Origin of the sequence: Sphingomonas sp. BK036 (assembly GCF_004216825.1) — a bacterium.
GTDB lineage: Bacteria > Pseudomonadota > Alphaproteobacteria > Sphingomonadales > Sphingomonadaceae > Sphingomonas.
This window is the reverse complement of record NZ_SGXR01000003.1, coordinates 1,270,627-1,296,148: the sequence shown is the minus strand read 5'-3', so window position 1 is coordinate 1,296,148 and position 25,522 is coordinate 1,270,627. Positions and strand designations below refer to the sequence as shown.

Genomic DNA, 25,522 nt, shown 5'->3' with positions numbered 1-25,522 from the left:
GACCCTAGTCTTTGGATATGTGCGAAGCGGTAGCGTGGTCGGGTAAGCGTTCTCGCCCTTCTCATTCTCCCGGCAGGAATCCCGGGCGCATATTCCGGGTCTCTTCCTGGGCATGGAGATATTGCATCTGCCACTGCGCGCGCGTCAGGCAGATGCGCGTGCTGGCGATGAGCGAACCCGTGGTCGCCTGCGGGCGGCAGATCTTGCGGTTCGGATCCGCCGATTTCGTATTGAGCGCCAGCGTTGTGGCGGGCTTGGCGATCGGGCCCTTATAGTCCTTCGGCAGCGCCCAGATGACCTGGCCTTGCTGGCGCGTCACCACGCCGCCGCCATTGGGCGCGAGCCAGGGCTTCATCTTCAGATGGGTAATGAGGAGGTCGCACGTCGCCTCGTCCAGCGCGGGAAAGCCGCTGCTCTTCGATACCGCGCAGGACCGTAGCCGACCTTGCCGGTCGGTCGTGACGTCGATGCCGACGGTGCCCTGTTCGCCTCGTGCGAGCGAGCCGCGCGGGTAATTGGCGAACTGGATTTCGCCGTTGGTTCGCCGGGTTACCTCCTGCGGAGTCTCCTGTGCACTTGCGGCGCCGGCTAGCAGCACCAGGGCAAATAGAGCTGGGATCCTTTGCATGCTAACCCCTGTCTTTGTCACAAGCTGGTTCGAGCTGTTGGGAGTATGTCTTGTCAGCCCTTCGGTACAGGTGTGATTCTTACTGTCGAATACTACTCAAAACTGCGGCCTCTCTCAAGTGTAGCGCATGTGGTGGGGGAGATCGCTTGCAGGCGTAGGGTTGCAGTGACGGTCTATGAACCATATCGGTTAAAAAGCTTGACATCGTCACGCTCGTTTTGTACACAACAGGAACGCTGAAGCATTGCGAGTCGGGCCGGGACGGTCGGGGTGGGAGCCTCGGGTGTCGCCGGCCCTTTTGCGGTCTGGCGGGTCCTGTCGGGGGGAGAGCGGGGATGGTGCGGCTGGTGGCGGGGGAGAAACGGATCGTGCAGTGCGCCGCGGTGCGCAAGGACGGCTGGACCAAGGCGCGGCGCGCCGGGTTCTTCGCGATGCTGAGCGCGACGTGCAACGTGCGCGCCTCCGCCGCGGCGATGGGGATGACCGATTGCGGCGCCTATTATCTGCGGCGGCGCGATCCGGTGTTCGCGGCGCAGTGGCAGGAGGCGCTGGCGGAGGGCTATGGCCGGCTCGAACAGGGGTTGATGGCGCTCGCGCTCGAGGGGATCGACCCGTCGCCCGCGATCGAGGCAGGGATCGCGCAGGCGCGCGATGCGACGTGCGCGCATGCGAAGACCGAAGGGTTCGGCGCGGCGCGGCGGAAGGCCGCCTCGGATGCGCGCGCGGTTGAGGGGGCGAGGGATGCGGTGGTGCCCGATGCTGGCGGGGGCGCGCGGTCGGCGGGTATCACGTCGGTCGATCTGGCGTTGCGGTTGCTGGCGCGGAATGCGGACCGGGTCGCGGGGACGGCGGGCGGGCGTGGGCGGAAAGCGCGTGCGTCGGCGGAGGAGACCGATGCGGCGCTGATCAAGCACCTCGACGCGCTGGCGAAGCGGATCGCGGCGGCGGAGGTTAAGCGGGTGGGGGGCAAGGTGATCGAGCATGATGCGCACGACGAGCCTTCGGCATGAGCGAGGCGGGTGGTCGTGATCCGGTGGCGGAGCTTGCGCTGTTGCCGCGGAGCCGGGCGGACTGGGTGCTGGGCGCGCTGACCACGGCGCAGCGGCGCGAGCTGCAGGAGCGCTGGGCGGTGTGGGCGCATCCGGGGCAGCATATCGGGGCGGGATCGGCGGGGGCGGACTGGCGGATCTGGGTGATCCTGGCGGGGCGCGGGTTCGGCAAGACTCGCGCCGGGGCGGAATGGGTCAGCCAGATCGCGCGGGACAATCCGGGCGCGCGGATCGCGCTGGTGGGGGCGACCAGCGAGGATGTGCGGCGGGTGATGATCGAGGGCGAGAGCGGGTTGCTCGCGGTCGCGCGCGACGACGAGGATCCGGTCTGGCGGTCGGGCGCGGGCGAGCTGCGCTTTGCGAACGGGGCGCTGGCGTCGGCCTATTCGGCGGAGGCGCCGCAGAGCCTGCGGGGGCCCGAGCATCATGTCGCGTGGTGCGACGAGGTGGCGAAATGGCGCAACGGTGATGCGACATGGGACAATCTGATGATGGGGCTGCGGCTGGGGACGCTGCCGCGGATCGTGGTGACGACGACGCCGCGGCCTGTGGCGCTGCTGCGGCGCATCCTGGCGCTGCCGGGGGTGGTGCGCTCGCAGGGGCGGACTCGCGACAATGTGCATCTGCCCGCGAGCTTCGTCGAGGCGGTCACCGCGAGCTATGCGGGCACCCGGCTGGGGCGGCAGGAGCTGGACGGCGAGCTGATCGAGGATGTCGCGGGGGCGTTGTGGACGCGGGACCTGCTTGAATCGCGGCGGGTGGCGTGCGCGCCGGCGGTGGCGCGCGTCGTGGTTGGGGTGGATCCGCCCGCGGGCAGCGTGACCGGCGGGCCGGGCGATGCGTGCGGGATCGTTGCGGTGGCGTTGGGCGGCGACGGCTTTGGCTATGTGCTCGAGGATGCGAGCGTGGCGGGGGCCAGCCCCGAGGGCTGGGCGCGCGCGGTGGCCGAGTGCGCGGCGCGGCACGGCGCGGACCGGGTGATCGCGGAGGCGAACCAGGGGGGCAAGATGGTGGCGAGCGTGCTGGCCGGCGCCGACCGCGCGATGCCGGTGCGGCTGGTGCATGCGTCGCTCGGCAAGACCGCGCGGGCCGAGCCGGTGGCGGCGTTGTACGAGTGCGGCCGCGCGTGGCACGTGGGCGCGTTCCCGGCGCTGGAGGACGAGCTGTGCGGGCTGATCGCAGGTGGCGGCTATGAGGGGCCGGGGCGGTCGCCGGATCGCGCGGATGCGCTGGTGTGGGCGATGACCGAGGTGATGCTGGGGCCGCGGGCAAAGGTTTCGGTGCGGGTTTTGTAGGGCGTTTCGGGGCGGATCGTCCGAGCCTCACCGCCCCTCACCCTCCCCCGCGCAAGCGCGCGTGGGCCCCTCCCTCTCCCCGGCGGGGAGAGGGGACGTTTCAGGAGAGCGACATGAAATTGTTCGGGTGGAAATCCGGGCGCGATGAGTCGCGTCCGGTGTTGTCGCGGTCGGCCACTGGCGTGGTCGGGGGCGCGGCGTTTGGGGAGTGGCCGCGCAGCTACGAGGCGCAGGTGCGCGAGGCGTATCTCGACAATCCGATCGCGCAGCGCGCGGTCAAGCTGGTGGTGGAGGGCCTGGGGAGCGCGCCGATCGTCGCGTCGGACCCGGCGTTGCTGGCGCTGGCGATGGCGCGGTCGGCGGGGCAGACGCTGATCGAGACGGTGGCGGCGCACCTGATGCTGCACGGAAACGCGTATGTGCAGGTGCTGCGCGACGTCGAGGGCGGCGCGGCCGAACTCTATGCGCTGCGTCCCGAGCGGGTGAGCGTCGAGCCCGATGCGGGCGGGTGGCCGGCGGCCTACCGGTACCGCGTCGGCGAGCGGGTGACCCGGCTGCACGCCGATCCGGTGCGGCCCGAGGTGATCCACCTGAAGACCTTCAACCCGGTTGACGATCATTATGGCCTGGGGTGCCTGGGCGCGGCGTCGGGCGCGGTGGCGATCCACAATGCGGCGTCGCGGTGGAACAAGGCGCTGCTCGACAATGCGGCGCGGCCGTCGGGGGCACTGATGTACGATGCGAAGGATGGCGCGACTCTGTCGACCGAGCAGTTCGAGCGGCTGCGGAGCGAGCTGGAGGCGAGCTTTGCCGGGGCGGGCAATGCCGGGCGGCCGATGCTGCTGGAGGGCGGCCTGCGCTGGCAGACGCTGAGCCTGACGCCCGCGGACATGGATTTCATGGGGACCAAGGCGGCGGCGGCGCGCGAGATCGCGCTGGCGTTCGGGGTGCCGCCGATGCTGCTCGGGCTGCCGGGGGACGCGGCCTATGCGAATTACCGCGAGGCCAACCGCGCGCTGTGGCGGCTCGCGATCCTGCCGCTGGCGACCGCGGTGCTCGGCGGGATCGCGCAGGGGCTGCAGGGCTGGTTCGAGGCGGCGACGCTGGCGGTCGATCTCGACCGGGTGCCCGCGCTCGCGGAGGACCGCGCGCGGCTTTGGGGGATGGTGAGCGGGGCTGCGTTTCTCAGCGATGCGGAGAAGCGCGCGCTCCTCGAGATACAGGAGGCGACGTGATGGATGGGGCGGTGTTGGCGCAGTTGATGCGGCAGGGGGCGGAGCGCGGGGTGGACCTGGTGACGCTGCGCGCGATCGCCGAGGAGGCGGGCGAGCTGGGCGCGGCGCGCGCGCTGGCGCGGGTGGCGCTGAGCGACGAGCGCGCGCGGGAGGACGTCGCGGAGCTGCGCGAGCTGCTGGCGGCGTGGCGCGATGCGAAGCGGTCGGCGTGGAAGGCGGTGATGGGGTGGATCGCGCGGCTGGCGATGGCGCTGCTGCTGGCGGGGCTGGCGGTGAAGCTGGGGTTTGCCGCGTGGCTGAAGTGATCCCTCGATATGCCGTCTCGACAGGCTCGACAGCTACTCGGGACGAACGGGGAGGGGGCGCGGTCGCGTTCGCGGGCTATGCCGCGGTGTTCGATGTCGTCGACCGGGCGGGGGACGTGATGCGGCGGGGGGCCTTTGCCGATGCGCGCGTGGTGCCGCTGTTGTGGCAGCATCGCGGGGGCGCGGTGGGGACGCTGTCGCTGGTCGGCGAGGATGCGCGCGGGTTGCGGGTCGAGGGGGTGGTCGCGGATCTTGAGCTTGCCCGGCTGGTGCGGTCTGGGGGGGTGGCCGGGCTGTCGGTGGGGTATCGGGCGACGTCGGTGCGGCAGGGGGCTCGGCGGGAGCTGCTTGCGGTGGTGCTGGTGGAGGTGAGTTTGGTGGCGGTGCCGATGCAGGCTTTGGCGCGGGTCGAGGTGGTGCCTTAGCGACGTGCCCTCATCCTCCCACGACTTCGCCGCGGGCCCCTCCCTCTCCCCTGAAGGGAGAGGGGTAGGGGGGCTTGTCCCTCTCCCCGGAGGGGAGAGGGAAGGAGGCGCCGTAGGCGACGGGAGGGTGAGGGGTTTTGGGGGGCGCGTTCCTAGCCTCACGCCCCTCACCCTCCCACGTGCAAGCGCACGTGGGCCCCTCCCTCTCCCCGGAGGGGAGAGGGGTTTTTGGCAGTTTCTTGAGGCGTCCTGCGGGGCGCCTTTTTTCGTTTCTGTGGAGGAGATCGACATGGGTGTTGTGGACCGGCCGGTATTGGAGGGGGTGGCACCCCTGGGCGTGAATGCGGCGTTTGCGGGGTTCGTGCGGACTGGCGCGACGCTGGAGATGAAGGCGTTTACCGGGGTGACGGGGGATGCGGGCGGCTTTGCGGTGCCGCGCGAGATCGATGCGCAGATCGATACGTTGCTCAAAGGGATCTCGCCGCTGCGCGCGCTCGCCAACGTCGTGAAGGTGGGCAGCGCCGGGTATCGCAAGCTGGTGACCACGGGCGGCACGCCATCGGGCTGGGCGGCGGAAAATGCCGCGCGACCCGAGACGGCATCGCCGGTGTTCGTCGAGATCGCGCCGCCGACGGGCGAGCTGTACGCCAATCCCTCGGCGAGCCAGGCGATGCTCGACGATGCCGCGTTCGATGTCGAGGCATGGCTGGCGGGCGAGATCGCGATGGAGTTCGCCAAGGCGGAGGGCGCGGCGTTCGTGTCCGGATCGGGGGTGGCGCGGCCCAAGGGGTTCCTGACGTCCGCGACCGCGACGACCGCTGACGGCGTGCGCGCGTTCGGGACTCTGCAATATCTGGCGAGCGGCACCGCGGGCGACTTTTCGGCCAATCCGCAGGAGCGGCTGATCGATCTGGTCCAGTCGTTGCGCGGACCCTATCGGCAGGGCGCGAGCTTCGTGATGAATGCGGCGACGCTGGCGCGGATCCGCAAGTTCAAGACGACCGATGGCGCGTTCGTCTGGGCGCCGAGCCTGGCGGCGGGGCAGCCGGCGACGCTGCTCGGCTATCCGGTGGTCGAGGCCGAGGACATGCCCGATATCGCGGCGAACGCGCTGGCGATCGCGTTCGGCAACTTCAAGGCGGGCTACCTCATCACCGAGCGCGCCGAGACCGGGATCCTGCGCGATCCCTATTCGAACAAGCCGTTCGTCAGCTTCTACGCGACCAAGCGGGTCGGCGGGTGCGTGACGAATTCCGAGGCGATCAAGCTGATGAAGTTCTCGGTGGCGTGATCGGCGGGGGGGTGAGGGGTTTGGGGCGGGGCGTTCCTGGCCTCACGCCCCTCTCCCTCCCACGCGCAAGGGCGCGCGGGCCCCTCCCTCTCCCCGGAGGGGCGAGGGAAAGAGGAGAAGTTCGATGGGTGGGTCGGCGATTTCTGCCGGGGTGATCGCTGAGGTGGTCGTCGCGGCGCGGGCTTTGTTGCGCGTGGAGACGGGGGAAGACGCGGTGCTGTCGCGGTTGGCGCAGACGGCGGTGCTGCTGGCGGAGGCGTTTCTGGGGGCGGCGGTGATCGTGCGGCCGTTCGAGGATGTCGTGACCAATGCTGCCGGGTGGCAGCGGCTGATGGTGGCCCCGGTCAGCGTGATTGCCGGGGTGACCGGGTTGCCGGCGGAGGGCGCGCCGTTCGTGCTGGGGGTCGGCGCCTATGCGGTCGATATCGACGCGGATGGCGTCGGGTGGGTGCGGGTGATCGCGGCGGGCTCTGCGGGGCGGGTGGCGGTGGCGTATTCTGCCGGGCTGGCGGCGAGTTTCGAGGCGGTCCCGGCGCCGATCGCGCAGGGCGTGGCGATGCTGGTCGCGCATCTGTTCGATCACCGCGAGAGCGATGTCGCGCCGCCCGCGGCGATCGCGGCGCTGTGGCGGCCCTATCGGCGGATGCGGCTGGGGCCGGCGATCCACCTGGGGGTGTCGGCATGAGCGCGCGGGGCGTGCTGCAGGCGGCGATCGTCGCGCGGTTGACCGCGGTGCTGGACGTAAGCGTGTTCGATGCGCCGCCGGCGCGTGGTGGGCTGCCTTATGCGGTGGTCGACGAGCCGGTGCTGTCGGACTGGAGCACCAAGAGCTGGAGCGGGCGCGAGGGGCGGGTGGTGCTGACGCTGCACGATGGCGGCGAGCGGCCGGTACGGCTGCGCGGGCTGCTGGCGGCGGCGGAGGACGGGCTGGACGGGCTTCCCGCCGACCTGGGCGAGGGGTGGCGGGTGGTGCGGCTGGCGCTGGTGCGGTCGCGCGTGCTGCGGGTCGGCGATCGGTGGCGCGGGACGAGCGAGTTGCTGGTGCGGATGTACCGCGAGAGTTGAGCGTTTCGGTGGGACACGGGCTTTGAAAAGGGGCTGACATGGCGGTGGAGAAGGGGAGTGCGTTCCTGCTGAAGGTGGGGAACGGCGCGGCGACGCTGGTCTATGCCACGGTCGCCGGGCTGCGGACGACGCAGATGTCGGTGAACGGCGAGGCGATCGTCGTCACGACGAAGGATTCGGGCGGGTGGCGGCAATTGCTGTCGGGCGCGGGGGTGCGCAGCGTGTCGGTGTCGGGCGCGGGGGTGTTCACCGGCTCGGCGGCGGAGCTGCGCGTGAAGGCCAGCGCGCTGAGCGGCGTGCTCGACGATTATCGGCTGGCGTTCGAGGGCGGCGATACGATGACGGGCAAGTTCCTGGTGTCGCGGCTCGACTATGCCGGGGATTTCAACGGGGAGCGATCCTACACGCTGAGCCTGGAGAGTTCGGGGGCGGTGGTGGTGGCTTAGCGGGGCGCGTTTTTTGAGGGGGGCGTGTGCTGGGGTTGGCGTTGCGCGCGTTGCGCGCCTCACGCCCCTCACCCTCCCACGTGCAAGCGCGCGCGGGCCCCTCCCTCTCCCCGTGGGGGCGAGGGAATCAGGAAGGACATTTTATGACGGATCTGGCGAATGCGGTTCGGGGGGAGGCGTCCCTTCGGGTCGCGGGGGAGAGGCTTGTCCTGCGGCCGAGCTTTGCCGCGCTGGTGGCGGCGGAGGGGGAACTGGGGTCGTTGTTCGCGCTGGTGGAGCGTGCGGCGGAGGGCAATCTCGGGATCGGCGAGATGGTAGGGCTGTTCTGGCATTGCCTGCACGCAGCCCCCGAGGGGATCACGCGCGATCGGCTCGGCGAGGCGGTGGTGGAGGCGGGGCTGGCCGCGGCGACGCCGGTGCTGCGCGTGCTGCTGCGGCAGATCCTGGCGGGGACGTGACGTTCTGCGACAGCGCCGCGCGGCTGGCGGGGTTTGCGGGGGCGGTGCTGGGGTGGACGCCCGAGTTGTTCTGGGGCGCGACGCCCGCGGAATTGGCGGCGATCGTCGGCGCGTTGGTGGGGGACGTGACGGTCCCGCCCGATGCGTCGACGATCGCGCGGTTGAGGGGGGCTTTTCCTGATGGATGATCTGGACACCGCGCTGGTGAGCGTGCGGGCGGACACGACGGGCTTTGCGCGCGACGTGGCGGCGATGCGCGGCGAGCTGGAGGACGTGCTGGGCGCGGGGGCCGAGCGTGCGGCGCTGCGGCTGGAGGCGGGGCTGCTGCGCGCGGTGCGCTCGGGCAAGCTGGGGTTCGAGGAGCTGAAGGGGGTCGCGCTGTCGGCGCTGGATGCGATCGCGGCGGCGGCGCTGAAGGCGGGGGTGCAGTCGGTACTCAGCGGCGGGGGCGTGAGTGGCGCGCTGGCGGGGCTGGTTGGCGGGTTGCCGGGGCGGGCGACCGGTGGGCCGGTGTCGCCGGGGCGCGCCTATGTCGTGGGCGAGCGCGGGCCGGAGATGTTCGTGCCGTCGAGCAGCGGGCGGGTCGAGACGGGGGGCGGCGGCGGCGTTCGCGAGGTGCGGGTGGCGATCACGGTGCATGCTGGCGGGGGGAGCGCGCCGGGGGTGCTGGCGCAGTCGGGGCGGCAGGTGGCGCGGGCGGTGAAGGCGGCGTTGGCGGTCGGGTAGGGGGGGAGGGCTTGGCGCGGGTTTCGAGCCTCGTGCCCTCACCCTCCCACGCGCAAGGGCGCGCGGGCCCCTCCCTCTCCCCGGAGGGAGAGGGGAAGTTACAGGTAGGAGGCGGTGATGGCGCAGTGGCTGTGTTCGGCGCGGACGGTGCAGGTCGAGGGGGTGGTGTCCCGGTTCGATCCGCGGTTCTGGACGGTGGATTTTCCGCGGCCGATGATGGCGTGCGTCGTCTCCACCGCGCCGGATGCGCTGCGGGTGGATGCGGTGTTCTACAAGGCGGACGATCTTGCGGGCGTGATCTGGGCGGCGGAGGACCGGTTCGATCATCCTTTGCTCGCATACGAGACGTCGCGGGATTTTCGCGCGTGCCGGCTGCGGTTTCGGTGGCGGTCGGGTGGGGTGATGGCGCTGGATGCGATCAATGGCCCGACGCTGACGATCGAGGCGCGCGACGAAGCGGGGGTCGCGCGGTCCTGGTATGTGCGGCTGTGGAATTATGCGGTGGGGTCGCCCGAGGATGCGGTCGTGTCGCTCGATTTCGGCGCGATGGTCGGCGGGTTCGACCTGCCCGAGGACGGCGATCCGGTGTGGGCGGGGGATATCGACCGGATGTTCGTGTCGGTGGTGCCGCCCGACTATTCGGGGGCGGACGTGCCGCTGGCCGCGCCGCGCGAGGGGTGGGTCGAGTGGACCGGTATCGTCTGCGAGGGGGCGGGCGCGGTGCTGGCGATCGGCGATACCGTCGTGCCCGAGCACGGGTTCCGGATCGCGGGCGGGTATGACGACAGCTATAACCTGACGCCCGCGCGGTTGCTGCGTACCGCGCTGCATCTCGGCTATCGCGGGAGCATCACGCATTATGTCGGGATGAGCCATTATTTCCGGCTCGAGCAGGTGGGCGGCGGGTTCTACGTGTCGGCGGCGGGGGGCGTGCTGAACGCGGCCTGCGCGGCGTGGCATCGCGATTTCGCGGCGCGCGCGGGCGTGCTTGGCTATGCCGTGATCTGGTCGCTGAGCTACGAGCTGTTCGACGCGCATTGCTGGAACGACTGGAAGCAGCGCGCGGCGGACGGCGCGCCGGCGCTGACCGGTTGGGAGCCGCCATCGACGCTGCTGTCGCCCGCGCATGGCGGGGCGATGGCGTATCTGCAGGCGGTGGCGCGCGCGTTCCTAGGGATCGCGGTGGCGGCGGGGCTGGCGCCGAGGTTCCAAGTGGGCGAGCCGTGGTGGTGGATCATGCCCGACGGGCGGCCCTGTCTTTATGACGCGAGCGCGGTGGCGGCGTTCGCGCCGGTGGCGATTGGGAGCATCGCGGGGCCGAAGACGCCGGCAAGGATTGCGACGCTGGATGCGGCGGGCGCGTGCCTAGCTGCGTCGACCGCGGCGCTGGTGGCGGCGGCGCGCGCGCAGGCGCCGGGCTGCGTCACGCATCTGCTGACCTATCTGCCGACCGTGCTGGATGCGGCCGCGCCCGAGGCCAAGCGCGCGAACATGCCGCTGGGATGGGCGAGCCCGGCGTTCGACGTGCTGCAGCTGGAGGATTACGACTGGGTGACCGCGGGCGATTCCGCATCGTCTGCCGAGGGGGTGGCGATGGCGTTCGCGCGGCTCGGCTATCCGGTCGACCGGCAGCATTACCTGTCCGGGTTCGTGTTGCGGCCCGATCAGGCGGCGCAGTGGGGGCTGATCGAGGCGGCGGCCGAGGCGGCGCGCGCGCGCGGCGTGGCGGAGACCTTCCTGTGGGCGCTGCCCCAGGTGATGCGCGACGGGTTCGTGCATTTCGATACGATGGGAGACGAGGCCGTGGATGCGTTCGACGACGTGCTGTTCCCGCTCGAGCTGGGGCGCGAGGCCGAGGTGGCGCCGGGATTTTCGACCACGATCCTGACGAGTGCCGGGGGGCGCGAGGCGCGCAATGCGGGCTGGGCGGAGGCGCGGACCTCGTACGACGTCGGGCCGGGACTGCGCAGCGAGGCGGATATCGGCGTGCTGCTCGCGTTCTTCCGTGCGCGGATGGGCGCGGCGCGGGGGTTCCGGTTGCGCGACCCGTTCGACTTTGCCGCGGCGGGCGAGGTCGTGGGGGTCGGCGACGGCGTGGCGCGGCGGTTCGCGCTGGTGAAATCCTATGGCGCGGCCGAGCGGCGGATCACGCGGCCGGTCGCGGGAAGCGTCGTGGTGGCGGTGGACGGCATCGCCACGTCGGCGTTCTCGGTCGAGGCGGGCGGCTGGGTGGTGCTGGACGTGGCGCCGGCCGTCGGCGCTGTGGTGACCGCGGGGTTCACGTTCGATGTGCCGGTGCGGTTTGCCGAGGATCGGTTGAGCGTGGCGCGGGCGACGTTTTTGGCGGGGATGGCGGCTTCGGTGCCGTTGATCGAGGTGCGTGAGGGGTGATGCGGCGCGTGGGGTGCGCGTTCCGAGCCTCACGCCCCTCACCCTCCCACGCGCAAGGGCGCGTGGGCCCCTCCCTCTTCCCGTGGGGGAGAGGGGGTCTTGGGGTGCGCGTTCCGAGCCTCTTGCCCTCACCCTCCCACGCGCAAGGGCGCGTGGGCCCCTCCCTCTCCCCTGGGGGGAGAGGGGTTTTAGGAGATGGCGATGTTTCTTGAGGGTGAGCGTGCGACGGTTGCGCTGTGCTGGCGGATCGAGCGGCGTGACGGGGTGACGGTGGGGCTGACCGCGCATGATCGCGACCTGGTGGTGGCGGGGCTGGTGCACCGGGCGGCGCCGGGGATGACTCCATCGGCGATCCAGCGGTCGGACGGGCTGGAGGCGGATACGATGGACGTCGCGGGGGCGCTGACCTCGGCCGTGATCGGTGAGCGCGACCTGCTTGGGGGGCGGTGGGATGGGGCGCGGGTGGTGCTGTTCGCAGTGGACTGGACCGACCCCGGCGCGCGCGTCGCGCTGGGCGAGGGGATCATCGGCGCGGTCGAGCTGGGGGAGGCGGGGTTCACCGCCGAGCTGCGCGGGTCAAGCGCGGCGCTGGAGCGGCCGGTGGTGGAGGCGACGTCGCCGGAATGTCGCGCGGAGCTGGGCGATCGGCGGTGCCGGGTGGCGATGGCGGCGCGGCGCAGGTTCGCGCGGGTGGTCGCGTGTGCGGGCGCGCGGGTGACGCTCGATGCCAGCGCGGCGGGACTTGGCGGCGGGCTGTTGCGCTGGTTCGCCGGCGCGAATTGCGGGCTGGAAAGTGCCGTTGCGCGAGGGGACGGGATGACGGTTACGTTGCGCGCGGCGCCTGCGTTCGTGGTCGAGGCGGGCGTGCTGGTCGAGCTGGTCGAGGGGTGTGACAAGAGCCTGGCGACGTGCGCGGGGCGGTTTGGCAACGCGGTGAATTTTCGCGGGGAGCCGCATCTGCCGGGGATCGACCTGCTCACGCGGTATCCCGGCGCGTGAGTGCGGTGGCGGATGCTGCGTTGCGGGCCGTTGGCACGCGGTTTCGGCTGCATGGGCGGGGGGCGGACGGACTCGATTGCGTCGGGCTGGTCGCGCTCGCGCTGCGGGCGGGCGGTTACGCGGGCGCGGTGCCGACCGGATATGGCCTGCGCGGCGGCGACTGGGGGGTGCTTGACCGGGTGCTGGTGCGCGTGGGGACCGCGGCGCCCGGCGACGTGCTGCTGATGGCGACGGGGCCGGGGCAGGGGCATCTCGGGATCCGGACGGCGGCGGGGTTCGTGCATGCCGATGCGGCGCTGCGGCGCGTGGTGGAGCGACCGGGGCTGCCGCCCTGGCCGCTGATCGGGGTCTGGCGGATGGGGGTGTGACATGGCGACCTTGGTACTGACCGCGGTGGGGAGCGCGGTGGGCGGGCCGATCGGCGGCGCGATCGGCGCGCTGATCGGGCAGGCGGTGGATCACACGGTGTTCGCGCCGGCGCGGCGGGAGGGGCCGAGGCTGGTCGAGCTGGCGGTGCAGACATCCTCCTATGGCAGCCAGATCCCCAAGCTGTTCGGGACGATGCGCGTGGCGGGGACGGTGATCTGAGCGACCGACCTGATCGAATCCCGCGCGACGTCCCGGTCGGGCAAGGGGCAGCCGAGCGTCTCGACCTATTCCTATGCGGCGTCGTTCGCGGTGCTGCTGTCGGCGCGCGCGGTGCTGGGGGTGGGGCGAATCTGGGCGGAGGGCAAGCTGCTGCGCGGGGCGGCGGGCGACTTCAAGACTTCGACGGGGTTCCGGTTGCATCTGGGCGGCGAGGACCAGGCGGTCGACCCGCTGATCGCGTCGGCGGAGGGCGCGGCGACGCCCGCCTATCGGGGATCGGCCTATGCGGTGTTCGAGATGTTGCAGCTGGCGGATTTCGGCAACCGGATCCCGTCGCTGACGTTCGAGGTGATCGCCGACGACGGAATAGTACTGGTGTCGACGATAGCCCGCGCGCTGGCGGCGGAGGTGTCGGGGACGACGGCGCTGGCGGTGGGCGGGTTTGCTGCGGCCGGCGGGAGCGTCGGCGCGGTGCTGGCGATGCTGGGGGAGGCCGGCGGGGCCTGGTTTGCGCCATCGGGTGCGGGGCTGGTGATGCGCGATGCGGCTGCGGCGACCGTCGTGGTGGCCGATGAGGGGTTTGCGGCGTCGGGGAAGACGGGTGGCCGGCGGGCGCGTGCGGTGGCGGCAATCGAGACGGTGCCGCGGACGGTGAGCGTCGGCTATTATGATGCGGCGCGCGATTACCAGGCGGGCGTGCAGCGCGCGCGTCGGCCGGGGGCGGGCCTGCGCGACGTATCGGTCGAGGTGCCCGCGGTGCTGGAGGCGGGGGCGGCCAAGACGGTGGCGGAGGCGATGCTGGCGCGGGCCGAAGCCGGGCGCGTGCGCAGGACGCTCGCGGCTGGGTTTGCGGCGATGGGAATAGCGCCCGGTGCCTGCGTGAGCATCGCGGGGGAGAGCGGCGTCTGGCGGGTGGCGGATAGCAGCATCGAGGGGATGGTGACGACGCTCGGGCTGGTGCCGCTGGTACCCGCGTCGCTGCCCGCCAGCGCGACGAGCGGGCGCGTGTCGGGCGCGGTCGATGCGGTGATCGGCGCGACGATCCTGCACGCATTCGAGGTGGCGGGGCTGGACGATGCGGCGTTGAGCGCGCCGCGGATGACGGTGGTCGCCGCCGGCACGGGCACGGGCGCGGCGTGGCGGCAGGCGGCGCTGCTCTACAGCATCGACGACGGGGTGAGCTGGGTCGCGGCGGGGGCGACGGCGGCGCCCGCGGTGCTGGGGACGATCGCGGTGGTGGCGCCGGGACCGCCGACGACGCTGGTCGATCTGCGCGGCGCGTTCGAGGTGATCCTGGCGCAGGCCGACATGGAGCTGCGCGATGCGGATGCCGCGGCGCTCGACCGCGGCGTCAACCTGGCGTTGCTGGGCGACGAGCTGGTGCAGTTCGGGCGGGCGGAACCGCTGGGGGCTACGCGGTGGCGGTTGAGCGAGTTGCTGCGCGGGCGGCGGGGGAGCGAGGCGGCGGCGGGCGCGCAGGCGATCGGCGACCGGTTCGTGCTGATCGAGGCGGATGCGGCGCGGACGTTCGACCTGCCGGTGTCGGTACTGGGTCGGACGGTGCGGGTGATGGCGTCGGGGGTGGGCGACTCGACGCCGGCCGAGACGCGGTGCCTGATGGCGGGTGCATCGGTGGTGCCGCCGTCGCCGGTGCATCTGGTGTGCGCGGGCGAGGCGGACGGGAGTGCGACGGTGCGCTGGACCCGGCGCAGCCGGGCGGGGTGGCGGTGGATCGACGGAGTCGACTCGCCGCTTGCCGAGGAAAGTGAGGCCTACCGGGTGACCGTCTCGACGCCGGCGGGCACGCGCGACGTCGAGGTCGCCGCGCCGATGGTGTCGGTGAGCGCGGCCGAGCGGGCGGAAGGTGCTGTCGTGACGGTGCGGCAGCGCGGCGTGTTCGGCGAGTCGCTGGCGGCGGACCTGATCGTACCGGCGTGATTCACCAACGGGGGAACGAATTATGAGCGACGAACGCACATCGCGGCTGGCATTGCCGTTGCTGCAGCCTGGCCAGGCGCAGAAGGAAACGACTCACAACGAGGCGCTCGCGCTGCTCGACCTGACGGTACAGGCGAGCGTGCTGACCGCGGGAACCAATACGCCGCCGGGCGCGCCGGTCGCGGGGAACGCCTGGATCGTCGGCACCGCGCCGACCGGCGGCTGGACCGGGCAGGCGCGGGCGATCGCGGGGTGGACGAGTGGCGGGTGGCGGTTCGTCGCCCCGCGCGAGGGGATGACGGTGTGGAGCATCGCCGACGGGCAGCCGATGCGGTTCGGCGGGGGCGCGTGGACGCTGGGCGTGCTGGCCGGGACTCGCGTGTCGATCGGCGGAGTCGACGTGGTCGGCGCGCGGCGTGCGGCGATTCCCGACCCGACCGGCGGCACCGTCGTCGATAGCCAGGCGCGGGCCGCAATTGGCGCCATATTGGGCACTTTACGGGGTCACGGGCTGATTGGCGGCTGAAACACCCCAAAAACTGTGTCGTTCCAGCAACACCTCTAACTTTTGTCAGCTTGCGTGGAAACAAGCCCGAGGATAGGGAGTTTGCGATGTCCGTGTGACACTCATGAAAGGGGATTAGTATGCGGAAGCTTGCCGTCGTTCTGGCACTCGCCTCCACCGCACTCGCCACTCCCGCCCTCGCCCGCGACAAGTCGTGGTACGTAGGCGTCGAAGGCGGTGCGATGATCGTTGAAGACATCGACTATGATATCGGCGCATTGAACAATGCCGGTTCGGTCGATCATGACTATGGTTACGATGTCGACGCCGTAATGGGCTACGACTTTGGCGGTTTCCGCCTCGAAACCGAAGTCGGCTACCGCAAGGCAACCGTGGACGGCTATTCGTCGACCACGACCACGCCGGTATTCGGCGCAACCGGCGTCCGCGGCAACGCAAACGCTGGTAACTACGACTATGCTGGTGGTTCGTCGTCGGCGCTCAGCTTCATGCTGAACGGCCTTCTGGACTTCGGTCCGGACGATGGCATCCAGGGCTTTGTCGGCGGTGGTGTCGGTGTTGCTCGCGTCAAGGCGCAGTACGCACTCAACAACAACGGCGACTTCCTGAACGACTCGGACACCGTGTTCGCGTATCAGGGCCTGGCCGGTATCCGTGCACCGCTGACCGACCACATCGACGCAACGCTGAAGTATCGCTTCTTCAACGCTGAGAACGTCAAGCTGGTCGACGTTTCGAACCGCGTGTTCGACGGTCGTTATCGATCGCACAGCATCCTTGGTGGTGTGACGTACAACTTCGGCGAGCCGGCTGCACCTCCCCCGCCGCCGCCCCCGCCGCCGCCGCCGCCGCCTCCTCCCCCGCCGCCCCCGGCGCCGGTTGAAGTCGTCTGCTCGCCTGGTCCGTTCATCGTGTTCTTCGAATGGGACAAGTCGGACATCACGCCAGAGGCAGCGTCGATCCTCGACAACGCGATCACGCAGTACCAGTCGTGCGGCAACGCACAGGTCATGCTCGCAGGTCACGCGGACAAGTCGGGTTCGGCTTCGTACAACGTCGGTCTGTCGCAGCGCCGCGCAGATGGCGTGAAGGCATATCTGTCTTCGCATGCCATCCCGGACAGCGTGATTTCGACGGAAGCATTCGGCGAGAGCCGTCCGCGCGTCGAGACCGCCGATGGCGTTCGCGAAGTGCAGAACCGTCGCGTGGAAGTCACCTACGGTCCGGGTTCGGGCCAGTAAGACTTTCGCCAGTCGATCCTCGGATCGGCTACGGAATGAAGATCGGGGAGGTCGGTGCAAGCCGGCCTCCCTTTTCTTTTGTCTGCTGTCCGCGGCTTTTCGCGGGGGGAGCGTGCTGTGCGGCGGTGATGGGTTCGCGCAGAGGCGCGGAGGCGCGGAGACGGTCCGTTCGGGGGGAAGCACACCCGCCCTGCCGGCGGCATCGATTTTCCGAACCGTAGATGGGCTCACGTGAAGGCGCGAAGATAGCTTTGGCGGCGCGGCGTTGCCCGGCTTCCAGATATCGTGGAGCACTGGCGTGCGTGGTCGTGGATTGGATTCGGACGCTGGCGCGAGCGCACCATCTTTGCCCCTTCGCGCTTTCGCGTGATATCTACTTGTGGGCGAAGTGCAGCGGCTATGCCGCGCTTGGGTCGCTCTCTGCCAAAGCCGCGGCGAGCCAGGTCGGGATGAGCGCGTCGCCGAGCGCCTCGACGCGGCGGAGTTCGATCATCAGGGCGCGTTCGGGATAGGTGGTGCGGGTGCGGTTGCTCGGCTCGGTAAAGGGCGCGACGACGAGGCGGCGGTTGACCTTCGAACGGTGGTGCATCCTAGCAGTGTTCTCTTGCCCGACATAACAGCCCTTGGTGAAGCTGACGCCGCCCAGTTCGCGCGCGTTGCATTCGAGCCACAACGTCTCGCCCGCGCCGAGTTCGGCTACGCCTTCGCACACGCCGAGCGACAGGCGGTGCGTATGCCAGTCGGTCGCCGGTTCGCTCGCCGGGGCGAGCCAGCGCCTGCCGAGCGATGCAAGACGTGGGTCGGGAACGCCCCGGTCGCCGGTCGGGGACCAGTGGACTTTCGTGTCGTCCGGCTGGAGCGTTATCTTGCGGCGCAGGCGGTAGAGCGAGAGACGCTTCGTCAGTGCCTCGGCCTGCGTCGCCTCGGCGTCGATCAACACGTCGTCGCCGTCCGCCCAGAGGATGAAATCGAACAGCACCTTGCCTTGCGGCGACAGCAAAGCGGACCAGGCGGGCGCGTCGGGGGTTAGCAGCGCGGTGTCGGCGGTGACCAACCCCTGCAGGAAGCCGCGCACGTCTTCGCCTGCGACGCGGATCACGCTGCGGTCCGCGAGCATCGTTCCGGGAATATGCTGGTCCATCCCCACCACCTAGTGCGTGTGTCGCGATTTCCAAGCACCGCGCGTCTGGCGCCGCCGGCTGCGCGCCGATAGGAGGGCGGCATGACCGACCGCCTCACGATCCGCCGCCCCGACGACTGGCATGTCCACCTGCGCGATGGCGCGATGCTGGAGGCGGTGGCGCAGCATACCGCGCGGCAGTTCGCACGCGCGATCATCATGCCCAATCTGACGCCGCCAGTGACCTCGATCGAGGCGGCCACGGCGTATCGGCAGCGGATCATGGCGGCGCTTGGCGAGGGGGCGACCTTCACGCCGCTGATGACGTGCTATCTGACCGACGGTACCGATCCGGCCGAGCTCGAACGCGGCCATGCCGAGGGCGTGTTCACCGCGTGCAAGCTCTACCCCGCGCATGCGACGACCAATTCGGCGCACGGCGTCACCGACATCCGCGCGCTGACCGGGGTGCTGGAGACGATGCAGCGGATCGGCATGCCGCTGCTGATCCATGGCGAGGTGACCGACAAGTCGATCGACATCTTCGACCGCGAGGCGGTGTTCGTCGAGCGCGTGCTGACGCCGCTGGTGCGCGACTATCCGGGGCTGAAGATCGTGCTGGAGCATATCACGACCGCGGAGGCGGCGGCGTTCGTCGCCGAGGCGGACCACCCGATCGCGGCGACGATCACGCCGCAGCACCTGCTGATCAACCGCAACGCGCTGTTCGACGGGGGGCTGCGGCCGCACGCTTATTGCCTGCCGGTGCTCAAGCGCGAAAAGCACCGGCTTGCGGTGCGGCAGGCGGCGGTGTCGGGGTCGCCGCGGTTTTTCCTGGGGACGGACAGCGCGCCGCATGTCGTCGGCGCGAAGGAATCCGGCTGTGGTTGCGCGGGGATCTTCAACGCGCCGTTCGCGCTGGAGGCGTATGTGCGCGTGTTCGACGAGGAAGGCGCGCTCGACAAGTTCGAGGGGTTCGCCTCCGAGCATGGCGCGCGCTTCTACGGGCTGCCGCTCAATGAGGGCAGCATGACGCTGGTGCGCGACGATGTCGAAGTGCCCGCGTCGATCGGTACGGGCGAGACCGCGGTGGTGCCGTTTCTCGCCGGGACGAATGCCGGGTGGCGGTTCGAGGGGTAATCCGGGTCTGTCACCCTGCCCTCCTACCGGTCCTCCTAAGCCCTACCGTCATCCTGACTTTCGTCAGGATGACGGCGTGGGTCGTCGGGACGGCGGCGTGGGTTTCGGGGTGACGGCGCGGGGCGTCGGGGTGACTGTGTGGGTCGTCAGGACGGCGGCGTGTTGAGCCGGTCTAGCCACAAGCGCGCTTCCTTTTGTTCGCCGACCGCGCTGGCCTTGACCGGGCCGCGCGCGGCGAAGAAGTCGCGGTGGAGTGTGAACGGCTCCATCATCAGGCGCTCGCGCATTGCGGCGATGTCGGCGCCCATCTCGGCGAGCGAATCGATCGTCGGGGCGATCGCGGCGCGGACGCGGCGGTCCGTGCTGCGGTCGAACAGGCCGAGCGCACCCGCCGCGGTCTTTTCCAGCGCGGCGACGAGCGTGTCGCGGTATTCGGTTTCGAGGTCCTCACGCTGGGCGTCGAGACGGGCGAGGCGGTCGGGTTTTGCCATTCCCCCGACGTAGCGCGCCCGGCGGGGCGGTCAACGCATCTGGCGATGTCCGCGGGGAGCCACGCGCGCCGAGTAGCGCCAATCGGGCGACCGCCGATCAGGCAATTGCGTACAGGTCATTGCACCGGCGCGGTTTACCCCCGATGTTGTCTGTCATGAGCGACGACGCGTCCGGTGGTATCACCGCGGTCCTGGGGCCGACCAACACGGGCAAGACGCACCTCGCGATCGAGCGGATGTGCGCACATTCCAGCGGGATGATCGGTTTTCCGCTACGATTGCTGGCGCGCGAAGTGTATGACCGCGTCGTCGCGATCAAGGGGGCGAACCGCGTCGCGCTGGTCACCGGCGAGGAGAAGATCGTCCCGCCCGATGCGCGCTGGTTCCTGTGCACCGCGGAATCGATGCCCGACCGCGACGTTGCCTTTGTCGGTCTCGACGAAGCGCAGCTCGGCGCGGATCCCGAGCGCGGCCATGTCTTCACCGACCGCTTGCTGCGCGCGCGCGGCAGAGAGGAGACGATGATCCTGGGGTCGGAGGCGTTGCGGCCGATGATCAAGGCGCTGGTGCCCAAGGCGGAGATCGTCAACCGGCCGCGCTTTTCGACGCTGACCTATGCAGGCGCCAAGAAGATCAGCCGGTTGCCCAAGCGATCGGCGATCGTCGCCTTCTCGGCCGAGGAAGTCTATGCGGTCGCCGAGATGCTGCGGCGGCTGCGCGGCGGCGCTGCGGTCGTCATGGGTGCGCTATCGCCGCGGACGCGCAATGCGCAGGTCGCGATGTTCCAGGCGGGCGAGGTCGATTATCTGGTCGCCACCGACGCGATCGGGATGGGGCTCAACATGGACGTCGCGCATGTCGCGTTCGCCAGCCTCAACAAGTTCGACGGCAAGCGGCAGCGGCGCCTGACGGTGGCGGAGATGGCGCAGATTGCGGGGCGCGCGGGGCGGCACCAGCGCGACGGCACGTTCGGCGCGCTGTCCGATGACGGGCCGGGCGCGTTCCTGCCCGAAGAGGTGCTGGCGATCGAGGAGCACCGGTTTCCGCGGCTCGAGAATCTGTACTGGCGGCAGGGCGCGCCCGACTTCGCGAGCATCGACGCGCTGGTCGCGAGCCTCGAGGCGCGCCCGCCCGCGGGTGTGTTGCGCGCCGCGCCGCAGTCACTCGATCTCGGCGTGCTCAAGCGGCTTGCCGAGGAAGGCTGGGTGCGCGAGCGCGCGCGACATCCGGCGATGGTCGCGCGGTTGTGGGCGGCGTGCGGCGTGCCCGATTTCCGCAAGGTGGGCCTCGATCCGCATGCGCGCTTCGTCTCGCGGGTGTTCGGGCATCTGAGCGAGGGGCGCGGGCATATTCCGCACCAGTGGTTCGCCGACGAGATCGCGCGGCTCGATACGGTCGCAGGCGACGTGCCGGTAATCGCGGGGCGGATCGCGGCGACGCGGATCTGGGCGTATATCGCGCAGCGTGCGGACTGGCTGGCCGAGCCGACCTTGTGGGCGGCGCGGACCGCGGCGCTCGAGGAGAGGCTGTCGGATGCGCTGCATGCCAGCCTGACTCAGCGCTTCGTCGACAAGCGCACGACCGCGCTGATGCGGCAGATCGGCGCGGATGCGGGGGCGCTGCCCGTGGTGATTGGGCCCGAGGGCGAGGTGATGGTCGAGGATCATCCGATCGGCCGGCTCGACGGGTTCCGATTCACCGTGGCGGCGGATGCGCGCGCGAGCGACAAAAGGCTGCTGCTCGCGGCGGCGGAAAAGCGCCTGACGGGCGAGCGATCGCGGCGCGGGCAGGCGCTGGTCGATGCGGCCGATGCCGATATCGCGCTCGACGATGCCGCGCAGATCGTCTGGGCGGGGCATCCGGTGGCGAAGCTGGGGGCGGGGCCATCGTTTGCGCGGCCCAGGCTGATCCTCGATCGGTCGCTCGACTGTCTCGACAAAGCGGCGCGCGAGCGGATCGAGGCGCGGCTGGTGCGGTGGCTCGCGACGATGCTCAAGCGGCGGGTGGCGGTGCTGGTCGAGCTTGCCGAGACGAGCCGCGACGCGACCGCGACGCCAGCGTTGCGCGCGGTGGCGAGCGCGATCGAGGAGGCCGGCGGGATCCTGCCGCGGCTGCCGATGCGGCTGGCGCTCGACGCGATCGATCCCGACGCGCGCAAGCGGCTGCGCAAGACCGGCATCACGATCGGCGCGCTCGACCTGTTCGATGCGCGGTTGCTCAAGCCCGAATCGGCGCGCTGGCGGCGGGTGCTGGCGGCGGCGCGGGGGGGCGTGATCGCGGCGCCACGCGACGGGGCGACCGTGCTCGCGCGCGGCAGCGACGGCGCGACGCTCGATGCGGGGTTCCGCCCGCTCGGGCTGCAGGCGGTGCGGGTCGACCTGATCGAGCGGATCGCGCGCGCCGCGCATGATTCGCGGCAGGGGCGCACGCCGTTCGCGCCCGATCCGGCGCTGGCCACCTCGATCGGGGTCGATCCGGCGTCGCTCGAGCGGTTGATGGCCGAACTCGGGTTCAAGGCGCTGGCGGGCGACACGCCGCGCTGGGTGTGGCGCGGGCGTCCGCCGGCGCGCCCGGCGCCGCCGGTGGCGATCGATCCGTCGCGGCAGAACGCGTTTGCCGGGCTTGCCGCACTGGTTCGCCATGGGTGAAGGCGCGATGCGGATCGACCGGTTCCTGTGGTTCGTGCGGCTCGCCAAGACCCGCAGCGCGGCGCAGGCGATCGCCGAGAAGGGGCGCCTGCGCATCGACGGGCGTCCGATCGACCGGGCGCATTGCCCGGTGCGGATCGGCAACGTGCTGACCTTTGCGGCGTACGACCAGGTTCGCGTCATTCGTGTGGAGGCACTGCCGACGCGCCGCGGACCGGCTCCGGAGGCGCAGGCCTGCTATCAGGATCTGGTCGCGGGCAGCACGCCTGCCGGGGCGGTGCGCGATCCTGCGCAGGGAATGCTGGACGCGGACATCCGTCATCCTGACGAAAGTCAGGACCCAGAGCCAAGCCGGGCAGCCCTTCGCAACTCTGGGTCCTGACTTTCGTCAGGATGACGGTGGAGGGGGGGGAGGATTTAGGGGACGGGAAAGCTTGATAACGTCTCGCAGAAGGCTTGCTATGATTGACGCGAGGGGCAGGCGGGCATAGTCGCTGCCGCATTCGTCGCCGGAAAGGAATCCGGCCCAGGAGTTCTCATAATGACCTACGTCGTCACCGACGCCTGCATCCGCTGCAAGTACATGGACTGCGTGGAAGTGTGCCCGGTCGATTGCTTCTACGAGGGCGAGAACATGCTGGTGATCAATCCCAGCGAGTGCATCGATTGCGGCGTGTGCGAGCCGGAATGCCCCGCCGAAGCGATCCTGCCCGACACCGAGAGCGGGCTTGAGCAGTGGCTCGAGCTCAACACGACTTTCTCGGCGCAATGGCCCAACGTCACGCGCAACGACAACCAGACACCCCCCGACGCGGATGCGATGAAGGGCGTCGAGGGCAAGTTCGACAAATATTTCTCGCCGGAACCCGGTGCAGGCGACTGATATCGCATACGAATTGCCGGATGGGGCAAGCCGACTGCCATGTTCGGCTGGTAATTTTGTTGCAAAGCTGCTATTCGGGTCCGTGACGGGTGCGATGACGATAGTCGTGCGCCTGGCGTGAGTTAGACCTATCCCTCCCCCCGATGCAGCAGCGACGAGCCCTTCGTCGAGGCGTCGCGTGGAGGCCTGATCCGGAAAGGCCCCAAATGGCTGCCAAGGCACTGTCCTTCGATGTCGGTGATTTCGTCGTTTATCCAAAGCACGGGGTCGGCCGTGTGATCGAGCTCCAGCGCTCGGAAATCGCCGGCATGACACTGGAACTCTACGTCCTGCGGTTCGAGAAGGAGCGCATGACTCTCCGCGTGCCGACCAACAAGGCCGAAAGCGTCGGCATGCGCAAGCTGTCGTCGGACAAGACGATGCGCGAGGCGATGGACACGCTCAAGGGCAAGCCCAAGGTCAAGCGCACCATGTGGTCGCGCCGTGCGCAGGAATATGAGGCGAAGATCAATTCGGGCGACCTGGTGTCGATCGCCGAAGTGGTCCGCGACCTGTTCCGTGCCGACGACCAGCCCGAGCAGAGCTATTCCGAGCGCCAGATCTTCGAAGGCGCGACCAGCCGGCTCGCACGCGAACTGGCCGCGATGGAAGAGATTGACGAGCCCAAGGCGCAGGAGAAGATCCTCGACATCCTTCGCGCGGCGGCTGCGATCTACAATAAGGACAAGGTGCCGGCGTAACGCCCGGGCATCTTGCCGAGACGAAAGGGGCGGTCCTGCGGGGCCGCCCTTTTTCGTTGTGCGCGGCTTTTAGAAGCAGTGGCGCGGGCCGGGGTGGCATATTCAAGTATATGTTCGACTCGGCGAGTCGAGAACTGCTTATCTGAACCTAAGCTTGCTATAGGCAAAGAAAGCAACTGCCAGACTCGTTGCACCTGCAATGCTGTCCTAGATACCGGTGCCGACCAACTCTCACCGCACGGTACGAACGTCTCGCCGGATATCGATTGTCATTCCGCCGACTCTCCGCTGACTGACGCCATCCAGTTTTGGAAGGATAAGTTTATGCGTTCGAATCTCCCGAAATACCCGACGGTTGCCCTGATCCTGATCGCCGGGATCGGTCTGAGTGGCTGCGCCACCAAGGGCTTCGTCCGTGAGCAGATCGCCGTGGTCAACACGCGCATCGACGGCCTGGACGGCCAGCTGCGGACCGTCGAGGGCACGTCGGGCCAGGCGCTTGCCCAGGCCCAGGCTGCTGCCGGCCAGTCGCAACAGAACGGCCAGCGGATCGACCAGATCAACAGCCGCGTCGATGGCCTCGACCAGCAGATGCAGATGCAGGCCAAGCAGCGCCAGCGCAAGCCGCGCGGCTAAGCCATCATCGCGAACGCCTGCATCGACGGACGGCCCGGCCGGACATCCGCATCGTGATGTCCGCCGGGGTGTCCCGTCGCGCGTGTCGTACAGGCTTCGGCCTGGCGCTATCGCTTGCCCTCGTCGCGCCGCAAGTGGCGTCGGCGGGGGCGGGCACCGTTACTGCTGCGACCAAGTCGCGCAAAGCCAAGCCGGGCGTGCAGCCAAAGCGTGCGCGCGCCAAGGCCGCCAAGGTTGTGGCGCCGCCGCTGGTGTTGCCGCGGCAATCGGAGCCGGCGAGCCGCATGATCGCCTGGATCGCGGCCGAGCATGACAATGGCGGGCTGCCTTATGTCGTGATCGACAAGCAGGCGGCGTCGTTGCTGCTCTTCAGTGGCAAGGGCGACTTCATGGGCGTGACACCCGTCCTGCTCGGCGTCGGCATCGGCGACGACTCCTCGCCGGGCATCGGCGCCAAGGACCTGGCCGATATCGGTCCGGCCGAGCGGACGACGCCCGCGGGGCGGTTCGTCGCGAAGTTCGGGCGCGCCTTTGGTCGGCAGCGCGTGATCTGGGTCGATTATTCGAACTCGGTGGCGCTGCATGCGGTGATCACCACGCACAAGAGCGAGCACCGGGTCGAACGGCTGTTGTCGCCGTCGCCCGACGACAACCGGATCAGTTTCGGCTGCATCAACGTCGGCACCAAATTCTATACCGGCACGCTGACGCCGACGTTCCAGAAGAAGGGCGGCGTCGTCTACATCCTGCCCGACACGAAATCGCTCGACGACGTGTTCCCACGCGTGCGCCTGCTGCCCTATGTCAGTGCCGCCGTCGCGCGCTGAAGTGCGGTCCGGCGCGAAGGGAAAACGATGATCCTGCTGATGTTTGCCGCACTTACCGCGGCCGATCGAGCCCCTAAACGCGTGGCCGATCGACCGGTGGTGGTGAGTTCGCTCACGACCCAACAGCTGCTCGAATTCTGCCAGGGCAAGGACAGCGATCCGAACGCGAATTTCTGCACCGGGTACATCCTCGGCGAGTTCGACGCACTGTCGCTGGCGGGCGACATCTGTCCGTTGCCGGCCAGTGTCTCGAACATCAAGGTCGCGGCCACCGTGCGCAGCTATCTGCGCGCGCGGGCCAAGAAGACGGGCACCGGTGCGCCGTCCTTCGTCGTGCGCGATGCGCTGCGCGACGCCTATCCGTGCAAGCGCAAATAGCGCGACGATCGGTCCTGGCATCACGCCGCTGACCGGGGCGTATCGCCACCATC

29 protein-coding genes and 1 pseudogene are annotated in these 25,522 nt (G+C 69.8%); 27 read left to right on the top strand and 3 right to left on the bottom strand.

Annotated elements, in window-relative coordinates:
• Positions 1 to 61: 61 nt before the first annotated feature.
• Positions 62 to 598: an energy transducer TonB gene (locus EV283_RS06180; protein ID WP_207223040.1), complete on the bottom strand. Its 537-nt coding sequence runs from the start codon at positions 596 to 598 to the stop codon at positions 62 to 64.
• Between the two features lie 365 nt (positions 599 to 963).
• Here EV283_RS06180 and EV283_RS06175 point away from each other — a divergent pair, with 365 nt between their 5' ends.
• The 19 genes from EV283_RS06175 (at position 964) to EV283_RS06090 (ending at position 16,606) form a co-directional block, all read left to right on the top strand.
• Positions 964 to 1,638 (top strand): hypothetical protein, encoded by a 675-nt coding sequence (locus EV283_RS06175; protein ID WP_130323497.1) that lies wholly within the window; start codon positions 964 to 966, stop codon positions 1,636 to 1,638.
• Positions 1,635 to 2,972: a terminase family protein gene (locus EV283_RS06170; protein WP_130323495.1), complete on the top strand. Its 1,338-nt coding sequence runs from the start codon at positions 1,635 to 1,637 to the stop codon at positions 2,970 to 2,972. Before EV283_RS06175 ends, EV283_RS06170 begins: the two co-directional genes overlap by 4 nt.
• A gap of 113 nt (positions 2,973 to 3,085) precedes the next feature.
• Positions 3,086 to 4,207: a phage portal protein gene (locus tag EV283_RS06165; protein ID WP_130323493.1), complete on the top strand. Its 1,122-nt coding sequence runs from the start codon at positions 3,086 to 3,088 to the stop codon at positions 4,205 to 4,207.
• On the top strand, positions 4,207 to 4,512 hold the full coding sequence (locus EV283_RS06160) for a DUF6127 family protein (protein ID WP_207223039.1): 306 nt from the start codon (positions 4,207 to 4,209) through the stop codon (positions 4,510 to 4,512). Before EV283_RS06165 ends, EV283_RS06160 begins: the two co-directional genes overlap by 1 nt.
• The gene (locus EV283_RS06155; protein WP_130323984.1) at positions 4,512 to 4,937 is read left to right on the top strand and encodes an HK97 family phage prohead protease; all 426 of its coding nucleotides are present in this window, start codon (positions 4,512 to 4,514) and stop codon (positions 4,935 to 4,937) included. Before EV283_RS06160 ends, EV283_RS06155 begins: the two co-directional genes overlap by 1 nt.
• Positions 4,938 to 5,226: 289 nt before the next feature.
• The gene (locus tag EV283_RS06150; protein WP_130323488.1) at positions 5,227 to 6,228 is read left to right on the top strand and encodes a phage major capsid protein; all 1,002 of its coding nucleotides are present in this window, start codon (positions 5,227 to 5,229) and stop codon (positions 6,226 to 6,228) included.
• Positions 6,229 to 6,352: 124 nt separating this feature from the next.
• A complete protein-coding gene (locus tag EV283_RS06145) occupies positions 6,353 to 6,913 on the top strand; it encodes a hypothetical protein (protein WP_130323486.1) in 561 nt (186 codons plus the stop codon).
• Positions 6,910 to 7,293, top strand: a complete 384-nt coding sequence (locus EV283_RS06140) for a DUF3168 domain-containing protein (RefSeq protein ID WP_130323484.1) — start codon at positions 6,910 to 6,912, stop codon at positions 7,291 to 7,293. Before EV283_RS06145 ends, EV283_RS06140 begins: the two co-directional genes overlap by 4 nt.
• Positions 7,294 to 7,331: 38 nt before the next feature.
• Positions 7,332 to 7,739 (top strand): phage major tail protein, TP901-1 family, encoded by a 408-nt coding sequence (locus EV283_RS06135; RefSeq protein WP_130323482.1) that lies wholly within the window; start codon positions 7,332 to 7,334, stop codon positions 7,737 to 7,739.
• A gap of 143 nt (positions 7,740 to 7,882) precedes the next feature.
• The gene (locus EV283_RS06130; protein ID WP_130323480.1) at positions 7,883 to 8,197 is read left to right on the top strand and encodes a gene transfer agent family protein; all 315 of its coding nucleotides are present in this window, start codon (positions 7,883 to 7,885) and stop codon (positions 8,195 to 8,197) included.
• Positions 8,194 to 8,385: a phage tail assembly chaperone gene (locus tag EV283_RS06125; RefSeq protein ID WP_130323478.1), complete on the top strand. Its 192-nt coding sequence runs from the start codon at positions 8,194 to 8,196 to the stop codon at positions 8,383 to 8,385. Before EV283_RS06130 ends, EV283_RS06125 begins: the two co-directional genes overlap by 4 nt.
• A complete protein-coding gene (locus EV283_RS06120; RefSeq protein WP_207223057.1) occupies positions 8,375 to 8,923 on the top strand; it encodes a tail tape measure protein in 549 nt (182 codons plus the stop codon). The genes EV283_RS06125 and EV283_RS06120 overlap by 11 nt, the downstream gene beginning before the upstream one ends.
• A gap of 117 nt (positions 8,924 to 9,040) precedes the next feature.
• Positions 9,041 to 11,314: a DUF2460 domain-containing protein gene (locus EV283_RS06115; RefSeq protein WP_130323474.1), complete on the top strand. Its 2,274-nt coding sequence runs from the start codon at positions 9,041 to 9,043 to the stop codon at positions 11,312 to 11,314.
• A 195-nt stretch (positions 11,315 to 11,509) separates the two neighbouring features.
• Positions 11,510 to 12,313: a DUF2163 domain-containing protein gene (locus EV283_RS06110; protein ID WP_130323472.1), complete on the top strand. Its 804-nt coding sequence runs from the start codon at positions 11,510 to 11,512 to the stop codon at positions 12,311 to 12,313.
• A 20-nt stretch (positions 12,314 to 12,333) separates the two neighbouring features.
• Entirely contained in the window at positions 12,334 to 12,681 is a 348-nt protein-coding gene (locus tag EV283_RS06105) for a C40 family peptidase (protein WP_242615806.1), read from the top strand.
• Position 12,682: 1 nt separating this feature from the next.
• A complete protein-coding gene (locus EV283_RS19395; protein WP_242615805.1) occupies positions 12,683 to 12,901 on the top strand; it encodes a hypothetical protein in 219 nt (72 codons plus the stop codon).
• Positions 12,902 to 12,991: 90 nt separating this feature from the next.
• The gene (locus EV283_RS06100; protein ID WP_242615804.1) at positions 12,992 to 14,839 is read left to right on the top strand and encodes a phage tail protein; all 1,848 of its coding nucleotides are present in this window, start codon (positions 12,992 to 12,994) and stop codon (positions 14,837 to 14,839) included.
• A 22-nt stretch (positions 14,840 to 14,861) separates the two neighbouring features.
• Entirely contained in the window at positions 14,862 to 15,365 is a 504-nt protein-coding gene (locus EV283_RS06095; RefSeq protein WP_130323468.1) for a DUF2793 domain-containing protein, read from the top strand.
• 119 nt (positions 15,366 to 15,484) lie between these two features.
• Positions 15,485 to 16,606, top strand: coding sequence for an OmpA family protein (locus EV283_RS06090; protein ID WP_130323466.1), 1,122 nt, complete (start codon positions 15,485 to 15,487; stop codon positions 16,604 to 16,606).
• 397 nt (positions 16,607 to 17,003) lie between these two features.
• Here EV283_RS06090 and EV283_RS06085 read toward each other — a convergent pair whose 3' ends face one another.
• Entirely contained in the window at positions 17,004 to 17,747 is a 744-nt protein-coding gene (locus tag EV283_RS06085; RefSeq protein ID WP_242615803.1) for a folate-binding protein, read from the bottom strand.
• Between the two features lie 81 nt (positions 17,748 to 17,828).
• Between EV283_RS06085 and pyrC the strand changes: the two genes are divergently transcribed.
• A complete protein-coding gene (gene pyrC / locus EV283_RS06080; RefSeq protein ID WP_130323464.1) occupies positions 17,829 to 18,866 on the top strand; it encodes a dihydroorotase in 1,038 nt (345 codons plus the stop codon).
• Between the two features lie 146 nt (positions 18,867 to 19,012).
• Here the strand turns inward: pyrC and EV283_RS06075 are convergent, their stop codons facing one another.
• Positions 19,013 to 19,357, bottom strand: coding sequence for a hypothetical protein (locus tag EV283_RS06075; protein ID WP_130323462.1), 345 nt, complete (start codon positions 19,355 to 19,357; stop codon positions 19,013 to 19,015).
• Positions 19,358 to 19,512: 155 nt separating this feature from the next.
• Between EV283_RS06075 and EV283_RS06070 the strand changes: the two genes are divergently transcribed.
• The 7 genes and pseudogenes from EV283_RS06070 to EV283_RS06040 all read left to right on the top strand — a co-directional run bounded on the left by EV283_RS06070 (position 19,513) and on the right by EV283_RS06040 (position 25,469).
• Positions 19,513 to 22,005, top strand: coding sequence for a helicase-related protein (locus tag EV283_RS06070; RefSeq protein WP_130323460.1), 2,493 nt, complete (start codon positions 19,513 to 19,515; stop codon positions 22,003 to 22,005).
• Positions 21,998 to 22,261, top strand: a pseudogene (locus EV283_RS06065) (S4 domain-containing protein); the annotation flags it as partial. The gene EV283_RS06070 and the pseudogene EV283_RS06065, both read left to right, overlap by 8 nt.
• A gap of 285 nt (positions 22,262 to 22,546) precedes the next feature.
• Positions 22,547 to 22,888 (top strand): ferredoxin FdxA, encoded by a 342-nt coding sequence (fdxA, locus tag EV283_RS06060; RefSeq protein WP_031393648.1) that lies wholly within the window; start codon positions 22,547 to 22,549, stop codon positions 22,886 to 22,888.
• 206 nt (positions 22,889 to 23,094) lie between these two features.
• Entirely contained in the window at positions 23,095 to 23,628 is a 534-nt protein-coding gene (locus tag EV283_RS06055) for a CarD family transcriptional regulator (RefSeq protein ID WP_056018441.1), read from the top strand.
• A gap of 324 nt (positions 23,629 to 23,952) precedes the next feature.
• Complete coding sequence (locus EV283_RS06050; RefSeq protein ID WP_055882210.1) at positions 23,953 to 24,264, top strand: hypothetical protein; 312 nt, start codon at positions 23,953 to 23,955, stop codon at positions 24,262 to 24,264.
• A 56-nt stretch (positions 24,265 to 24,320) separates the two neighbouring features.
• Positions 24,321 to 25,091, top strand: coding sequence for a hypothetical protein (locus EV283_RS06045; RefSeq protein ID WP_242615802.1), 771 nt, complete (start codon positions 24,321 to 24,323; stop codon positions 25,089 to 25,091).
• 27 nt (positions 25,092 to 25,118) lie between these two features.
• The gene (locus EV283_RS06040) at positions 25,119 to 25,469 is read left to right on the top strand and encodes a Rap1a/Tai family immunity protein (RefSeq protein ID WP_130323458.1); all 351 of its coding nucleotides are present in this window, start codon (positions 25,119 to 25,121) and stop codon (positions 25,467 to 25,469) included.
• Positions 25,470 to 25,522: the final 53 nt, after the last annotated feature.

Bases quoted from the DNA above. Each gene is read 5' to 3' on its own strand.
- EV283_RS06175 (WP_130323497.1), top strand. From the start codon at position 964: ATGGTGCGGCTGGTGGCGGGGGAGAAACGGATCGTGCAGTGCGCCGCG.
- EV283_RS06170 (WP_130323495.1), top strand. From the start codon at position 1,635: ATGAGCGAGGCGGGTGGTCGTGATCCGGTGGCGGAGCTTGCGCTGTTG.
- EV283_RS06165 (WP_130323493.1), top strand. From the start codon at position 3,086: ATGAAATTGTTCGGGTGGAAATCCGGGCGCGATGAGTCGCGTCCGGTG.
- EV283_RS06160 (WP_207223039.1), top strand. From the start codon at position 4,207: ATGGATGGGGCGGTGTTGGCGCAGTTGATGCGGCAGGGGGCGGAGCGC.
- EV283_RS06150 (WP_130323488.1), top strand. From the start codon at position 5,227: ATGGGTGTTGTGGACCGGCCGGTATTGGAGGGGGTGGCACCCCTGGGC.
- EV283_RS06145 (WP_130323486.1), top strand. From the start codon at position 6,353: ATGGGTGGGTCGGCGATTTCTGCCGGGGTGATCGCTGAGGTGGTCGTC.
- EV283_RS06140 (WP_130323484.1), top strand. From the start codon at position 6,910: ATGAGCGCGCGGGGCGTGCTGCAGGCGGCGATCGTCGCGCGGTTGACC.
- EV283_RS06135 (WP_130323482.1), top strand. From the start codon at position 7,332: ATGGCGGTGGAGAAGGGGAGTGCGTTCCTGCTGAAGGTGGGGAACGGC.
- EV283_RS06130 (WP_130323480.1), top strand. From the start codon at position 7,883: ATGACGGATCTGGCGAATGCGGTTCGGGGGGAGGCGTCCCTTCGGGTC.
- EV283_RS06115 (WP_130323474.1), top strand. From the start codon at position 9,041: ATGGCGCAGTGGCTGTGTTCGGCGCGGACGGTGCAGGTCGAGGGGGTG.
- EV283_RS06110 (WP_130323472.1), top strand. From the start codon at position 11,510: ATGGCGATGTTTCTTGAGGGTGAGCGTGCGACGGTTGCGCTGTGCTGG.
- EV283_RS19395 (WP_242615805.1), top strand. From the start codon at position 12,683: ATGGCGACCTTGGTACTGACCGCGGTGGGGAGCGCGGTGGGCGGGCCG.
- EV283_RS06095 (WP_130323468.1), top strand. From the start codon at position 14,862: ATGAGCGACGAACGCACATCGCGGCTGGCATTGCCGTTGCTGCAGCCT.
- EV283_RS06090 (WP_130323466.1), top strand. From the start codon at position 15,485: ATGCGGAAGCTTGCCGTCGTTCTGGCACTCGCCTCCACCGCACTCGCC.
- EV283_RS06085 (WP_242615803.1), bottom strand. From the start codon at position 17,747: ATGGACCAGCATATTCCCGGAACGATGCTCGCGGACCGCAGCGTGATC.
- pyrC (WP_130323464.1), top strand. From the start codon at position 17,829: ATGACCGACCGCCTCACGATCCGCCGCCCCGACGACTGGCATGTCCAC.
- EV283_RS06075 (WP_130323462.1), bottom strand. From the start codon at position 19,357: ATGGCAAAACCCGACCGCCTCGCCCGTCTCGACGCCCAGCGTGAGGAC.
- EV283_RS06070 (WP_130323460.1), top strand. From the start codon at position 19,513: ATGAGCGACGACGCGTCCGGTGGTATCACCGCGGTCCTGGGGCCGACC.
- fdxA (WP_031393648.1), top strand. From the start codon at position 22,547: ATGACCTACGTCGTCACCGACGCCTGCATCCGCTGCAAGTACATGGAC.
- EV283_RS06055 (WP_056018441.1), top strand. From the start codon at position 23,095: ATGGCTGCCAAGGCACTGTCCTTCGATGTCGGTGATTTCGTCGTTTAT.
- EV283_RS06050 (WP_055882210.1), top strand. From the start codon at position 23,953: ATGCGTTCGAATCTCCCGAAATACCCGACGGTTGCCCTGATCCTGATC.
- EV283_RS06045 (WP_242615802.1), top strand. From the start codon at position 24,321: ATGTCCGCCGGGGTGTCCCGTCGCGCGTGTCGTACAGGCTTCGGCCTG.
- EV283_RS06040 (WP_130323458.1), top strand. From the start codon at position 25,119: ATGATCCTGCTGATGTTTGCCGCACTTACCGCGGCCGATCGAGCCCCT.